The 15,116-nt window shown below is 56.6% G+C and carries 10 protein-coding genes; 5 read left to right on the top strand and 5 right to left on the bottom strand.

All coding sequences use genetic code 11. From position 1 onward, the window contains the following. Positions 1 to 20: 20 nt before the first annotated feature. From yjbE to Q7C21_RS17720, 4 genes are all read left to right on the top strand, one after another. The gene (yjbE, locus tag Q7C21_RS17735) at positions 21 to 278 is read left to right on the top strand and encodes an exopolysaccharide production protein YjbE (protein WP_008926598.1); all 258 of its coding nucleotides are present in this window, start codon (positions 21 to 23) and stop codon (positions 276 to 278) included. A 194-nt stretch (positions 279 to 472) separates the two neighbouring features. Next, positions 473 to 1,120, top strand: a complete 648-nt coding sequence (locus Q7C21_RS17730; protein WP_003852764.1) for a YjbF family lipoprotein — start codon at positions 473 to 475, stop codon at positions 1,118 to 1,120. Then, a complete protein-coding gene (locus Q7C21_RS17725; RefSeq protein ID WP_003852765.1) occupies positions 1,117 to 1,860 on the top strand; it encodes a capsule biosynthesis GfcC family protein in 744 nt (247 codons plus the stop codon). The genes Q7C21_RS17730 and Q7C21_RS17725 overlap by 4 nt, the downstream gene beginning before the upstream one ends. Then, positions 1,860 to 3,950, top strand: a complete 2,091-nt coding sequence (locus Q7C21_RS17720; protein ID WP_375150989.1) for a YjbH domain-containing protein — start codon at positions 1,860 to 1,862, stop codon at positions 3,948 to 3,950. Before Q7C21_RS17725 ends, Q7C21_RS17720 begins: the two co-directional genes overlap by 1 nt. 281 nt (positions 3,951 to 4,231) lie before the next feature. On the opposite strand, the gene metH is transcribed toward Q7C21_RS17720, so the two are convergent. Beyond that, positions 4,232 to 7,963, bottom strand: a complete 3,732-nt coding sequence (gene metH / locus Q7C21_RS17715) for a methionine synthase (RefSeq protein WP_375150988.1) — start codon at positions 7,961 to 7,963, stop codon at positions 4,232 to 4,234. Positions 7,964 to 8,109: 146 nt separating this feature from the next. Here metH and iclR point away from each other — a divergent pair, with 146 nt between their 5' ends. Then, entirely contained in the window at positions 8,110 to 8,937 is an 828-nt protein-coding gene (gene iclR, locus Q7C21_RS17710; RefSeq protein ID WP_003852768.1) for a glyoxylate bypass operon transcriptional repressor IclR, read from the top strand. On the opposite strand, the gene aceK is transcribed toward iclR, so the two are convergent. From aceK to metA, 4 genes are all read right to left on the bottom strand, one after another. Next, a complete protein-coding gene (gene aceK / locus Q7C21_RS17705) occupies positions 8,912 to 10,660 on the bottom strand; it encodes a bifunctional isocitrate dehydrogenase kinase/phosphatase (RefSeq protein ID WP_003852770.1) in 1,749 nt (582 codons plus the stop codon). The two genes, iclR and aceK, sit on opposite strands and share 26 nt — an antisense overlap. A gap of 62 nt (positions 10,661 to 10,722) precedes the next feature. After that, complete coding sequence (aceA, locus tag Q7C21_RS17700; RefSeq protein ID WP_003852771.1) at positions 10,723 to 12,024, bottom strand: isocitrate lyase; 1,302 nt, start codon at positions 12,022 to 12,024, stop codon at positions 10,723 to 10,725. A gap of 17 nt (positions 12,025 to 12,041) precedes the next feature. Continuing rightward, positions 12,042 to 13,640 carry a malate synthase A gene (gene aceB, locus Q7C21_RS17695; protein WP_375150987.1) on the bottom strand — a complete coding sequence of 533 codons (1,599 nt, stop codon included), beginning with the start codon at positions 13,638 to 13,640 and terminating at the stop codon, positions 12,042 to 12,044. A 262-nt stretch (positions 13,641 to 13,902) separates the two neighbouring features. Next, the gene (gene metA, locus Q7C21_RS17690; protein ID WP_003852776.1) at positions 13,903 to 14,832 is read right to left on the bottom strand and encodes a homoserine O-succinyltransferase; all 930 of its coding nucleotides are present in this window, start codon (positions 14,830 to 14,832) and stop codon (positions 13,903 to 13,905) included. Between the last annotated feature and the right edge of the window lie 284 nt (positions 14,833 to 15,116).

Raw genomic sequence — 15,116 nt, 5'->3', positions numbered from 1 at the left:
TCAATGCAGGAAACGTTGTTATGAAAAAAACTATGGTTGCCGGTGCAGCCTTGATCCTCGTTGCCGCCTCCTCAAGCGCATTTGCTGCGCCGCAGGAAGCAGGTGAAGCAGGTACGGCAGCAGGCGCGCAGGCGGGAGCAATCTCTGCTGGTGCTTCTACCGCTGTCGGTATCGGCGCACTTGGTGCGTTGGTCGGGCTCGGCATTGCCGCTTCTGGCGGTGGTGACGGTGCAAATACCGGTACAACAACCACAACCACGACGAGCACCACTCGTTGATGGATGCCCGAAACGCGTCTGATTACTGAACGGTAACAAACCGGCGAGGCTGAAAAACTGACTACGGTGAGGATTTCAGCGGAGCCACATTGTCTGCCGCTTTGCAGCCAGACGGGACGGGCAGAGCACCTTTAAACATAACCACACGCCTGTGTGGTTATTTTTACTTTGGCATGACTTATCAGGGACACACAGTGCGCCAACTTCCTCTGCTGCTCGCTTGCCTGCTGCTGCAGGCCTGTACACAAACGCAAAAAGGTCTTGAACAGACTTTGCTGCTCGCGGTTAACGGTCCGGATGACGTCACCGTTACCGATCAACAGGTCAACAATCTCCCCTATGCCAGTCTCTACGCTCGTCTGAATGACGGTCCGCGCATTTTTGTGGTGCTGGGCTACAGCGAGCAGGGACAGCAGAAATGGGTCACTCAGGATCAGGCGATGCTGGTAACACAGCATGGCCGTCTGGTTAAAACTCTGGGCTTACCCGATAACCTGCTGAGCGTCAGCAATCTGCAACAGGATCCGCTCGCTGACAGTCTGCATATCAGCAACGGCGCTGGCTGGACCCGCATCGTGCAGTGGACCGAGCAGGGTAAGGTTCGCGGCGCGACCGTGCGTTCAACCTTCCAGCGCGGCACCGACGAGGTGCTGACGGTTGCAGGCAACCGCATCCCGTGTCGTGTCTGGCATGAGCAGGTGAGCATCGACAGCAGTAACCGCGAGTGGGAAAACACCTTCTGGATCGATAACAGCAGCGGCGATGTGGTGCAGGCTCATCAGATGCTGGCGGCCGATGCCTTCCCTGTTGATATCACTATTCTGAAGCCGGCGAAATCATGAAAAAAATCACTATTTTGCTGGCCGGGCTGAGCCTGTTCAGCGTCGCAGGGGCGCAGGCTGCTGCGCAGGTTACTGTCCATACACCGCACAATGGCGGTCAGGCTGAGCTGAGCCAGATCACTGATCTCTCACAGCTGGTGACCCTGCCTCCACTGCAGGTCAACACGGACTGGCGCGGTACCTTTATTGCCGAGCGCGGCGCAACCGCAGTCGCCCGGCAGCAATATCAACAGACGCTGGGCGCGTTACGGGCCTGGCGTGCCGACAGCAGCGGCGATCGGGCGGTGGCCATTGATGAGGTGATTCGCCAGCTGAGCGCCATCAAAGTGACAGGTCGCCAGTTTACTTCGCTTGACCCGGACTGGATTCGTCTGCATCCGGCGGACAACCGTCGGCTGGAAGGCAGCTATGACCTCTATTTGCAGGCGCCCACCGATTCAGTGCTGCTGCTCGGCGCACTGAGCGGCGCAGGCAAGGTGAGCTGGCAGCCGGGTAAATCAGTACGCGACTATCTGGATGGTCATGACGCACTCTCCGGGGCAGAACGCAATTTTGTCACGGTGATTGCCCCTTCAGGCGCCACACAGCAGGTGCCGGTTGCTTACTGGAATCGCCGCCATGCGGAAGTGGAGCCAGGCAGTGTTATCTGGCTGGGCTTTTCGTCATGGAGCCTGCCAGGCAGTGATGAAGACCTGAACGATCGCATCCTTTCCGTACTGACTCACCGGATACCAGACTGATGAAAAAACGTTATCTCTTCAGCCTGTTGGCTGTTTCCGTGGCGGCAGCCTGTCAGGCGCAGGCTGACACTTTCCCCGCGCCGGTGGGTCCTTCACAATCCGATTTCGGTGGTGTTGGCCTGATGCAGGTGCCGACGGCGCGCATGTCCAGAGAGGGTGAATTCAGCCTCAACGCCCGCGACAACGATCAGTATCGTTACTACTCTGCCTCACTGCAGCTCTTCCCCTGGCTGGAAACTACGGTGCGTTATACCGACGTGCGGACCCGTCAATACAGTGCGGTATCAGAATTCAGCGGCACACAGAGCTACAAAGATAAAGCCTTCGATTTGAAACTGCGCCTGTGGCAGGAAGGTTTCTGGCTGCCAGAGGTGGCGGTGGGAACCCGCGATCTCGGCGGTACTGGCCTGTTCGACAGCGAATACTTGGTGGGAACCAAAGCCTGGGGACCGTTCGACTTTACGCTGGGTGTCGGCTGGGGCTACCTCGGCAACAGCGGCACGCTGAAAAACCCCTTCTGCTCATACAGCGACAGCTATTGTCAGCGTCCGAAAGTGGGCGAAGCGGGTTCGATCAATGGCTCGCAGATGTTCCATGGTCCGACGGCGCTGTTTGGCGGCGTGGAGTATCAGACGCCCTGGCAGCCGCTGCGCCTTAAGATGGAATATGAAGGCAACGACTACCAGAATGACTTTGCTGGCCGCCTTGATCAGCGCAGCAAGCTCAACGTCGGGGCAATCTATCGTGTGACCGACTGGGCCGACATCAACACCAGCTACGAACGCGGCAATACCTTTATGTTTGGTGTCACCATCCGAACCAACTTCAACGATCTGCGCCAGGCGCACATCGACAGCGAGAAGCCGGCCTACAATCCGCAGCCGCAGCCAAAACTGCTGGAGACGACGGTGGTGGGTTCTCAGCTGACCGATCTGAAATACAACGCCGGTCTCGACGGTCCGCGTATTCAGACTCAGGGCCATACGCTCTATGTGTCAGGCGAGCAGACGAAGTATCGCGATACCCGTGAAGGGGTGGATCGCGCTAACCGCATTATCATCAACCACCTGCCTGACGGCATCGACACGATCAATGTCACCGAGTCGCGCTTTAACATGCCGCAGGTAACCACGGAGACGAAAGTCGCCAGCCTGCGTAACGATCTGGAAGGCTATCCGCTGGGCCATGAGAAGCCGCTGCAACAGACACGCAAAGAACCGGTCGATCCGGGTACCACTGAGCAGGGGATGTTTATCCGTAAAGATCGCCTGAACTACAGCCTGTCGCCGGTGCTGAATCAGTCGGTGGGCGGCCCGGAAAGCTTCTATATGTATCAGGTCGGCGTGATGGCCAGCGCGGATTACTGGCTGACGGACCACCTGCTGGTGGGCGGCAGTCTGTTTGGTAACCTCGCCAACAACTATGACAAGTTCAACTACAACGGCGCACCGGCGGACTCTTCCCTGCCGCGCGTGCGTACCCATATCCGCGACTACGTTGAGAACAATGTCTACGTCAACGATCTGCAGGCGAACTATATGGGCCAGCTCGGTAATGGCTTCTATGGTCAGGTCTACGGCGGCTATCTGGAGACAATGTACGGCGGCGTGGGTGGCGAGGTGCTTTATCGTCCGGTCGATGCGAACTGGGCGGTGGGCGTCGATGCCAACTACGTTCGTCAGCGTGACTGGGACAATATGATGCAGTTTAACCGCTATAAAGCGGCAACCGGCAACCTGACGGGCTACTGGCGTCCATGGTTCATGCAGGATGTACTGGTGAAAACCAGCGTCGGTCAGTATCTGGCGAAAGATAAAGGCGTGACGGTTGATGTGTCGAAGCGCTTCGACAGCGGCGTGATGGTCGGTGTTTATGCTACCAAAACTAATGTGTCGTCTGAAGAGTATGGCGAAGGCGACTTCACCAAAGGCTTCTATATCTCCATCCCGATGGATCTGTTCACCGTGACACCAACGCGTGGTCGCGCGCAGGTGAACTGGGTGCCGCTGACGCGTGATGGTGGTCAGATGCTGGGCCGTAAGTACCAGCTGTATGATCTGACGTCGGATCGCGACGCGCGCTTCAACTAAGCAGAGGCGGCCTTCGGGCCGCTCAACGCTGTTTACAGAAGCAGGCTCAGGGAGCAAACGCCCTGCGTAAAGACGCAAAAAACGCCATGAGCGTTTTTGAACAACGCAACGCGTTGGTCCGTTTACGGGCGCACCTCAGGAATGAGGTGCGTAATTGCGCGGGCCGAGCGGCCAAAGACTGGCTTTAGCGCCTTTCCGATCTGACCGTCTTTCCTGCGCCGCTCCGGTATCACAGCAGTGCGGACCAGGCTTTATCAACCACCTCGGGCCGCTTTTTTTATTTAGTCCGCATCGTAGCCGAGATTCGGCGCCAGCCAGCGCTCCACCTCCGTAACCGACATCCCTTTGCGTGCCGCATAATCTTCCACCTGATCACGCTGAATCTGCGCCACGGCAAAATAGCGGCTGTCAGGATGGCTGAAATACCAGCCAGACACCGCCGCACCCGGCCACATCGCATAAGATTCGGTGAGTTTCATGCCGGTCTGCGCTTCCACTGCCAGCAGACGCCAGATAGCGGCTTTTTCGGTATGCTCCGGGCAGGCCGGATAGCCTGGCGCCGGACGTATCCCCTGATAATTTTCGCGAATCAGCTCTTCGTTGCTGAGATTCTCGTTGGGCGCAAAGCCCCAGATCACCTTACGCACCCGCTCGTGCAGGTATTCGGCGAAGGCTTCCGCCAGACGGTCAGCAAGCGCTTTCACCATGATCTTGTTGTAGTCGTCGTGCTGACGATCATAGGCCTCCGCCAGCGCATCCTCTTCCAGTCCGCCTGTCACCGCGAACGCGCCAAGATAATCCGCTTTTCCGGAGGTTTTCGGCGCGACAAAATCCGCCAGGCAGTAGTTGGCGAAGTCGGTTTTCTCGGTCTGTTGACGTAAGTGATGACTCACACACAACACTTCATCGCGCCGCTCATCACTGTAGAGATGAATATCATCGCCGACCCGGTTAGCCGGGAAAATACCGACCACACCACGCGGTTTCAGCAGTGACTGATCACTTAATCTGTCGAGCATCGCATTGGCATCGGCGAACAGACGCTGCGCCTCTTCACCGACCACCTCATCTTCAAGAATGCGGGGATATTTGCCCGCCAGCGACCAGGTCATAAAGAATGGCGTCCAGTCGATGTAGTGGCGCAGCGTGGCAATGCTGGCCTCCACCTGGCTGACACCGAGACGGTGTGGCACCGGCGGCGAGTAGCTTTCCCAGTCAATCGACGTGGCGTTATCGCGCGCCGTCTGCAGCGAGACCGGCGGCGTGCGCGGCTTTTTGCGCGCATGCTGGATGCGTACGGTTTCGTACTCTTTGCGCGTTCGGGCAACGAAATCGTCTTTTAAGGTGGCGGAGAGCAGTGATGAAACGACGCCAACAGTGCGTGAGGCGTTCTGCACGTAGACCGTCGGGCCGCTGTAGTGCTGCTCAATTTTGACGGCAGTATGTGCCTTTGAGGTGGTCGCGCCGCCAATCAGCAGCGGTAAGGTAAACCCCTGACGCTCCATCTCTTTCGCCATATTGACCATCTCATCCAGCGACGGCGTAATCAGACCGGATAAGCCAATGATGTCCGCATTCACTTCGCGCGCCGTTTTAAGGATTTTTTCGCCCGGCACCATCACGCCAAGGTCGACAATTTCGTAGTTATTACACTGCAGCACCACGCCGACAATGTTTTTGCCGATGTCATGTACGTCACCTTTAACGGTGGCCAGCACGATTTTACCGTTGCTGCGCCCCGCCTCTTTGCTGGCTTCGATAAAAGGCTCCAGATAAGCCACCGCCTGCTTCATTACGCGTGCCGATTTCACCACCTGCGGCAGGAACATTTTGCCTTCGCCGAACAGGTCACCGACCACGTTCATGCCGGACATCAGCGGACCTTCAATCACTTCTATCGGACGCGGCACCTGCTGGCGCGCCTCTTCGGTATCCTGCTCGATAAACTCCGTGATCCCCTTAACCAGCGAATACTCCAGTCGTTTCACCACGTCCCAGCTTCGCCACTCGGCGAGCTGCTTTTCCTGCGCACCATCGCTTTTGCCGCCACGGTATTTCTCCGCCAGCGCCAGCAGCCGCTCGGTGCCATCATCCCGGCGGTTAAGGATCACATCTTCTACCGCCTCGCGCAGTTCTGTCGGCAGATCGTCATAGATGGCCAGCTGACCTGCGTTAACGATGCCCATATCCATGCCGTTTCGGATGGCGTAGTAGAGGAACACCGCGTGTATTGCTTCACGAACCGGATCGTTGCCCCGGAATGAAAACGATACGTTGGAGACGCCGCCGGAGATCATGGCATGGGGCAGTTCACGCTTGATATCTTCACAGGCACCGATGAAATCTATGGCGTAGTTGTTGTGTTCGTCAATGCCGGTGGCGACTGCAAAAATGTTGGGATCGAAGATAATATCTTCCGGCGGGAAACCGACCTGCTCGGTGAGGATGTGGTAAGCACGGCGGCAGATCTCAATTTTACGGGCACGCGTATCCGCCTGGCCCACTTCGTCAAACGCCATGACCACCATCGCCGCCCCATAACGCCGGACCTGCCGCGCATGGTGGATAAAGGCGGCTTCACCCTCTTTCATCGAAATCGAGTTCACGATCCCTTTGCCCTGAATGCACTGCAGCCCTTTCTCAATGACCTCCCATTTGGAGGAGTCGATCATGATCGGCACGCGGGCAATATCGGGCTCGCCTGCAATCAGATTCAGGAAGCGCACCATCGCTGCTTCAGCATCGAGCATCCCTTCATCCATGTTGATGTCGATGATCTGTGCGCCGCTCTGCACCTGCTGCAGCGCCACTTCAAGCGCTTCGTTGTACTTCTCTTCTTTGATCAGCCGCTTAAATTTTGCGGAGCCAGTGACGTTGGTGCGCTCACCAACGTTAACAAACAGTGACTCTGCGGTGATGTTCAGCGGCTCAAGACCCGAGAGACGACAGGCCACTGGAATCGTCGGCAATGGACGCGGCGCAACACCTTCAACCGCCGCGACCATGGCAGCGATATGCTTCGGCGTCGTACCACAGCAGCCGCCAATAATATTCAGGAAACCCGAGGTCGCCCATTCACCAATCTGCTGCGCCATCAACTCTGCATCAAGATCGTATTCGCCGAACGCGTTGGGCAGACCGGCGTTAGGATGGGCAGTCACGTAGCCTTCAGCAATGCGTGACAGCTCCGCCACATACTGACGCAGTTCATCCGGTCCCAGCGCGCAGTTCAGGCCAAAAGAGAGCGGTTCGGCATGGCGCAGCGAGTTGTAAAAGGCTTCCGTGGTCTGGCCGGAGAGCGTCCGGCCTGACGCATCGGTGATGGTGCCGGAGATCATCAGCGGCAGCGTGACACCCAGCGCTTCCATCTCGGTCTGCACTGCATAGATGGCGGCTTTGGCATTCAGCGTATCGAACACCGTTTCGATCATAATGATGTCGGAACCGCCCTCCACCAGCGCACGGGTTGATTCGCGGTATGCCTCTACCAGCTGATTAAAGGTGACGTTTCGGTAAGCCGGATCGTTGACGTCGGGTGAGATCGAGCAGGTGCGGTTGGTCGGGCCGAGTACCCCCGCGACATAACGCGGGCGGTCCGGTGTTTTCGCCGTCAACGCATCTGCGCAGGCTCGTGCCAGCCGGGCCGCTTCATAATTGATCTCCGCCGACAGACTTTCCATCTGGTAGTCCGCCATCGCAATCGACGTGGCGTTAAAGGTATTGGTTTCGAGGATATCTGCACCTGCAGCCAGATAAGCGTCGTGGATCTCGCGGATCACGTCCGGTTTACTCAGCACCAGCAGATCGTTGTTGCCTTTGAGATCGCAGGGCCAGTCAGCAAAACGGCTGCCGCGATAATCCTCTTCCTCCAGCCGGTAACTCTGGATCATGGTGCCCATGCCACCATCCAACACCATAATGCGTTGTGCGAGCTGCTGATGTAGCGCGTCGATTTTATTGCTCACTGTTGCCCCATTCACGTCAGTCTGCTGGCGGAAAACCCTGTTTTCCATTCTGGCACAACCCTGTCTGGCGACAAAGTAACCTCACCTGAGAGATTTTCAGATCATCGCCTCACAGGTCTGACCAGAAAACCAGCGTTTGCAAACCGCGCGATTAAAACGAAAATGATTTCCACAATGCAAAAGGAGAGACAACAATGGCCACGCCCGTTCCTGTTAAGCGCGGTAAGAAACCCCGCGGCACCCCTGTCGCCGCACCCGCGGGCGGTCAGGTTCAATCGCTGACACGCGGCCTGACGCTGCTGGAGCTGATTGCAGATTCACATGGCAGCGTGGCGCTGACCGAGCTGGCGCAGCAGGCGGGTTTGCCTAACTCCACCACGCATCGCCTGCTCAGCACCATGCAGCAGCAGGGCTTTGTCCGCCAGGTGGGCGATCTCGGGCTATGGACGATTGGCGCACACGCCTTTGTGGTTGGCAGCAGTTTCCTGCAAAGCCGTAATCTGCTGGCGCTGGTTCATCCGGTGTTGCGGAGCCTGATGGAGCAGTCCGGTGAAACAGTGAATCTGGCGGTGCTGGACCTCAGTGACTATCAGGCGGTGATCATTGATCAGGTGCAGTGCACCCAGCTGATGCGGATGTCAGCACCGATTGGCGGCAAGCTGCCGATGCATGCGTCAGGTGCAGGCAAAGCCTTTCTGGCCCATCTGGGTGAAGAACAGATTACTGCCCTGCTGCATCAGAAAGGATTGCACTACTACACGCCAAAAACCCTGATGTCGCCACAGAGTCTGAAAGAGAATCTGGCACAGGTGCGTAAAGCGGGCTTTTCGCTGGATGATGAAGAGCATGCACTCGGACTGCGCTGTGTCGCTGCACCCATCTATGATGAACATGGCGAGGCGTTTGCTGCCCTCTCAATCTCCGGCCCTATCGCCCGCATGACAGACGACAGGATCACGGAATTAGGTGCGCTGGTCATCCGCGAAGCGCGTCAGGTTACGCTGGCGTACAGCGGTCGCTAACCCTCTCTGGCGTATAGCAGACGCTGAAACGCTGCGTCTGCCGCCAGGCGATCACCTCTTCGACGTGGCCCTGCGCGATGCGCTGCTGCTGTGCGCGCCACCAGCTGGCGTCGAATATTTCCGGATGCAGTTCCAGCAGCAAAGCGCCGGTCGCGGTTTCGCTGCATAACGCATAGCGGAAGGTTTCGGGAAAGACATCGTCTGGCCCCACGCTGTACCACGGCTCGGCACTGAGTTCATCTTCCTCATAGCGTGCCGCGGGCACCTCCCGGAAGTTCAGCTCCTGCATCGGGCGGATCTCATCGTAATCGTAAAATATCACCCGCCCATGACGGGTTATGCCGAAGTTTTTAAACAGCATATCGCCGGGAAAGATATTGGCTGCCGCCAGTTGTCGAATGGCATTGCCATACTCTTCAATGGCATGACGTCGCTCGGCTGGCCTGGCCTGGGCAAGATAGAGATTCAGCGGCTGCATACGGCGCTCCAGCCACAGATGACGAATAATCAGGCGATCGCCTTCGATATACAGCTTCTCTGCCACACAGGCGTGGAGTTCCGCCAGCAGCGCCGATGAGATGCGCGCCAGCGGCAGTGCAAACTGTTCAAACTCCTGGGTATCTGCCATGCGCCCCACACGGTCGTGCTCTTTGACCTGCTGATAACAGGCGCGGACCTGTGCTTCCGTCACCTCTTTTTGTGGTGCGAAGCGATCCCTGATGACCTTGAATACCCAGTCAAAGCCCGGCAGCGTGAAGACCAGCATCACCATGCCGCGCACGCCAGGCGCGATCTCAAAGGCCGTTTCACTCTCTGCCAGCGCCTGAAGATATTCGCGATAGCTTTCTGTTTTACCGTGCTTCTGGCAGCCAATCGCCATATAGCGTTCGGCCAGTGTTTTGGCGGGCAGAATGGGTTGCAGCCAGGCGACCAGTGCCGCAGGTACCGGGGCATACACCATGAAATAGGCGCGGGCAAAACCAAAGACAATGCTGGCGTCATTTACATCCGTCAGACAGGTGTCGATCCACAGTTCGCCGGTTTCCGTCCGCTGGATCGGCAGCAGACAGGGAAAGATACCCGCTGGCAGATGCAGACGCGCCACCAGCCAGGCCGTTTTATTGCGATAAAAGAGTTCACTGTTGACCTCGAGCCAGCCCTCGCTCAGCCGGGGAAAATGCGACTCCAGGTGGCGGACAATCCAGCCCACATCGCGCGCGCGGTGCTGCCACGGTAGCGTCAGCGGTAGATCCTCCAGTATCTGATCTACCAATGCCCGCCAGCCCCGCTCCGGCTGGTAACGCCGTGATAAGGGGCGCAGAGGTGTGACCGGCGCGGTCAGGGACTGAGAGCTGAAGATAAACAGCCGTTCAGGTTGCAGGTCGGCATGTCCGTGTAGCCGGCAATAGACGGAATTAAAGAAGCTTTCGGCAATTTCGTGCCGCGGATAGCCAGGTAGCAGGCTTTGATAGTGATCTTTAACCCTCAGCCAGAACATCGCATCCCAGCTTGCCGCACCGTTCAGCACGCGCAGTTGATCGGCAACCAGGCTGACGTGATGATCATAGAGATGAATGCGAGCCTTCATGGCATGCTGCACTGCCTGCCATTCTGCCTGCTCAAAGCGCTGCTGCGCGCCGGCAGTAATATCCAGAAAGCGTCCATACTGAGCATCAAATCCCTGCAGGATAGTGTGTGCAATCAGCGATTCGCGTGGCGGCATAGTCAGCTCCGGTCAATGCCCGCCCGCATGGTGCGGGCGGGGAACCCATCAGAGAAAAAGCGTCAGAACTGGTGCTCTTCGGTCGAGCCGGTGAGCGCGGTGACCGAGGATTTACCGCCCTGAATGATGTTGGTCACCTGATCGAAATAGCCGGTGCCCACTTCCTGCTGATGTGACGAGAAGCTATAACCGCGATCGCGGGCCGCGAACTCAGGCTGCTGAACCTTTTCCACATAGTGGCGCATCCCTTCACCCTGCGCATAGGCATGGGCCAGATCGAACATGTTGAACCACATGCTGTGGATGCCTGCCAGCGTGATGAACTGGAAGCGATACCCCATGTCGCTGAGCGCCTGCTGAAATTGCGCGATAGTGCGGTCATCGAGGTTCTTTTTCCAGTTAAACGAGGGCGAGCAGTTGTAGGCCAGTAGCTTGCCGGGGAAACGCGCATGAATAGCGTCGGCAAAACGCTGCGCCATCGCCAGATCCGGTGTTGAGGTTTCACACCAAAGGATGTCAGCATAAGGTGCATAGGCCAGTCCGCGACTGATCGCCTGTTCAATACCGGCATGAGTGCGGAAGAAGCCTTCTGCCGTCCTGTCGCCCCGGATAAAGGGACGATCGTATTCATCGCAGTCTGAGGTAATCAGGTCAGCGGCGTCGGCGTCGGTGCGAGCCAGCAGCACGGTTGGCACACCCATTACATCGGCCGCCAGTCGTGCCGCTACCAGTTTCTGAATCGCTTCCTGGGTCGGTACCAGCACTTTGCCACCCATGTGACCGCATTTTTTAACCGCCGCCAGCTGGTCTTCGAAGTGGACCGCCGCCGCCCCCGCCTGAATCATCGCCTTCATCAGCTCATAGGCATTGAGCACGCCGCCAAAACCGGCTTCAGCATCGGCAACAATCGGCAGGAAGAAATCAGTATGCCGGCTGTCGCCCTCTTCAATGCCGCTGGACCACTGAATCTGATCGGCACGCTGAAACGTCTGGTTAATGCGGGTCACCACTTCCGGTACGGAGTTCACCGGGTAGAGCGACTGATCGGGATACATCTGTCCTGCCACATTGGCATCCGCAGCCACCTGCCAGCCAGAGAGATAGATCGCTTCAATGCCCGCTTTGGCCTGTTGCAGTGCCTGCCCGCCACTGAGCGCACCCAGGCTGTTGATGTAACCTTTCTTCGCCTCGCCGTTCAGCAGCGCCCATAACTTTTCGGCACCGCGCTCTGCCAGCGTACAGGCAGGCAGAACCGAGCCGCGCAGATTAACCACCTCTGCTGCGCTGTAAGGGCGGATAATGCCCTCCCAGCGTGCGGTCTGCCAGAGTTGTTCCAGTTGATCGATCTGTTGAGTACGTGTCATGGCAATAGCTCCTCTGTTCAGGGGATCAGGCGGTAGCCTGGCAGGGTAAGAAAGGAAACCAGTTCGCGTTCGGTGGTGATCTGCGCCATCAGTTGTGCCGCGTCGTCATAGCGACCGGCGCTGAACCGGGCTTCGCCCAGCGCGTTTTGCAGCAGGTGCAGCTCTTCGTTCAGCCAGCGCAGAAACAGTTCGGCCGTAACCTGCTGGCCGTTGTTCAGGATTTGCTGATGACGAATCCATTGCCAGATTGAGGTGCGTGCAATCTCAGCGGTGGCGGCATCCTCCATCAGCCCGTCAATCGGCACACAGCCGTTACCGCTGATCCAGGCTTCAAGGTATTGCAGCGCGACGCGGATATTGGCGCGCATCCCCGCTTCGGTGCGCTCACCCTGACAGGGCGCAAGTAACTGCTCCGCCGTGATCGGGGCATCCTCTTCCCGCATAACATGCAACTGGTTGGGTTGGTCGCCCAGCACGGCATTGAAGACCGCCATAGCGGTGTCTGCCAGGCCCGGATGCGCAATCCAGGTACCGTCATGCCCGTTGCCCGCCTCACGCTGTTTATCTTCCGTCACGCGCTGCAGTACCCAGGCATTACGTGTTGGGTCTTTAGCAGGAATCAGGGCTGACATTCCCCCCATCGCGAAGGCTCCCCGACGATGACAGGTTTTAATCAGCAGACGTGAGTAAGCATCCAGAAACGGCTGCGACATGGTGACTGACTGGCGATCCGGCAGAACGCGATCCGCATGCTGTTTCAGGGTTTTGATGTAGCTGAAGATGTAATCCCAGCGGCCGCAGTTGAGGCCCACAATGTGATCGCGCAGATTCCACAGGATCTCATCCATCTGAAACACGGCGGGTAACGTTTCAATCAGTACGGTAGCCTTGATCGTACCGCGCGTCAGATCGAACTGATCCTCGCTGAAACTGAAGATCTCACGCCACCAGGCGATCTCCTGCCAGCTCTCTGTTTTCGGCAGATAGAAGTAAGGCCCGCTGCCTTTGGCCAGTAAAGGCCGGACGTTGTGGAAGAAATAGAGCGCGAAATCAAACAGCCCGCCCGGAATCGCCTCACCCTGCCAGCTGACATGTTTTTCTGACAGATGCAGACCGCGAACCCGGCACATCAGCACCGCTGGGTTTGCGCCGAGCTGATAAATTTTGCCTTTGTCGCTGGTGTAACTCAGCGTGCCCTGCACCGCCTCGCGCAGTGTGAGCTGCCCTTCCATCAGCTTTGACCACTCCGGTGACAGCGAATCCTCAAAGTCGGCCATAAAGACTTTTACGTTTGAGTTCAGGGCATTAATGACCATTTTTCGATCCGGTGGGCCGGTGATCTCAACCCGACGATCTTCTAAGTCGGCCGGAATGGATTGAATACGCCACTCACTCTCTCTTATGGAAGCAGTTTCCATATTGAAGTCTGGCAGATAGCCCTGGTCATAGCGTTGCTGACGCTGCTGGCGTGCCAACAACAGCTCGTTGCGTTGCGATGTAAAGCGTGCGACCAGCGCTTCCAGAAAAGAAACCGCTTCGGGCGTTAACAGCTGTTGTTCGGCATGGCTAAAGGGCTGGCTGAAATTCAGCGCAGGGCTGATCACTGAGTCTGTCATGCTGGCGTTCTCCTGTATTCAAATGATCGAATGCAGCGGATCCACACGGTGTTTATTTTGTGAGCTACAGGATCAGAGCATAAGCATTTATTTTTCTAAATCAAAAACTATTTCCATTTTTATACATTGACCCACCTATCCTGATGTTTTATATGGATTTAAAGTTTTATTTATTAAAGGAACGACTTTCATTGCTGTTTTTCAGGCGAAAAAAAACCGTGTTGCCATCGGCTAACACGGTTCAGTTGATCTTCGGGCGGGACTACTCCAGCGTTGGATTCATGCGACGCAGATCGAATGGCGTGATCTGGTAAACGTAGTAGTTGAGCCAGTTAGAGAACAGCAGATTACCGTGGCTACGCCAGGTCGCGCGCGGTGGCAGGGCCGGATTGTCCTGTGGGAAATAGTTATAGGGGACTTCCGGATTCACCCCGGCTTCATAATCGCGATGATACTCACCAGACAACGTCAGCGCGTCATACTCCGGATGGCCAGTAACAAATACCAGGCGTTTGTCTTTACTCGCCATCAGATAGGCACCGGTTTGTTCCGATTCAGCAAACAGCTCAAGATCGGTGTAATCCGAGATCAGTTGAGTAGGAAAATCAGCATAACGAGAGTGTGGTGCGAGGAAATTATCATCAAAACCCCGGGTCAGTAAGGCATGAGGATGCAATATCTGATGCTCATAGACGCCGGACAGTTTGTTATGTCGGGTTTGCTTGGGAATGCCATACAGAATATTAAGCGCCGCCTGCACGGCCCAGCAGACAAACAGCGTTGAGGTGACGTGCTCATTTGCCCAGTGCAGCACGCGCTGAATCTGGGGCCAGTAAGCAACATCATTAAAATCGACCAGCCCCAGTGGCGCACCTGTCACGATTAAGCCGTCATAGTTGTCATGCTGGATATCTTCAAAATTGCAGTAGAAGTTGTTGAGGTGCTCAGTGGGCGTATTGCGTGACTCGCGGCTGTCGATGCGCAGCAGCTGAATATCGATCTGTAAGGGCGAGTTGGAAAGCAGACGCAGAAACTGATTCTCTGTTTCGATCTTTTTCGGCATCAGATTCAGTATGAGCACTTTAAGCGGTCGGATCTCCTGAACACTGGCGCGCGACGACGTCATGACAAAGACGTTTTCGTCACGCAAAAAATTCACTGCCGGTAATTCGTCGGGAACCCTGATTGGCATAACCTGCTCACCTCTCGTAACCATATAAACGTTTAGACATCTGGATGCCCAACATTAGCCTGATCGTTGTGAGATGTCGAGGTTTCATGCGGAAAATGAAAATGTTTCAGCTTAAAGGGGGATAGTGTTAAAGGGACATAGCGCAGACGCAAAATAATGCAGACGTAAAAAAGCCCCGCACTCTCGTGCGGGGCTTCTTCACTTATTTAATGCCTGGCAGTTCCCTACTCTCGCATGGGGAGACCCCACACTACCATCGGCGCTACGGCGTTTCACTTCTGAGT

This window comes from Pantoea sp. ANP04 (assembly GCF_041982285.1).
GTDB classification, from domain to species: domain Bacteria; phylum Pseudomonadota; class Gammaproteobacteria; order Enterobacterales; family Enterobacteriaceae; genus Pantoea; species Pantoea eucalypti.
The sequence above is the reverse complement of the archived record's forward strand: the minus strand, read 5'-3'. Positions and strand labels throughout refer to the sequence as shown.

What these genes read in the sequence shown, in the direction of transcription:
- yjbE (WP_008926598.1), top strand. Translation starts at nt 21, where the DNA reads ATGAAAAAAACTATGGTTGCCGGTGCAGCCTTGATCCTCGTTGCCGCC.
- Q7C21_RS17725 (WP_003852765.1), top strand. Translation starts at nt 1,117, where the DNA reads ATGAAAAAAATCACTATTTTGCTGGCCGGGCTGAGCCTGTTCAGCGTC.
- Q7C21_RS17720 (WP_375150989.1), top strand. Translation starts at nt 1,860, where the DNA reads ATGAAAAAACGTTATCTCTTCAGCCTGTTGGCTGTTTCCGTGGCGGCA.
- metH (WP_375150988.1), bottom strand. Translation starts at nt 7,963, where the DNA reads ATGGAAAACAGGGTTTTCCGCCAGCAGACTGACGTGAATGGGGCAACA.
- iclR (WP_003852768.1), top strand. Translation starts at nt 8,110, where the DNA reads ATGGCCACGCCCGTTCCTGTTAAGCGCGGTAAGAAACCCCGCGGCACC.
- aceK (WP_003852770.1), bottom strand. Translation starts at nt 10,660, where the DNA reads ATGCCGCCACGCGAATCGCTGATTGCACACACTATCCTGCAGGGATTT.
- aceA (WP_003852771.1), bottom strand. Translation starts at nt 12,024, where the DNA reads ATGACACGTACTCAACAGATCGATCAACTGGAACAACTCTGGCAGACC.
- aceB (WP_375150987.1), bottom strand. Translation starts at nt 13,640, where the DNA reads ATGACAGACTCAGTGATCAGCCCTGCGCTGAATTTCAGCCAGCCCTTT.
- metA (WP_003852776.1), bottom strand. Translation starts at nt 14,832, where the DNA reads ATGCCAATCAGGGTTCCCGACGAATTACCGGCAGTGAATTTTTTGCGT.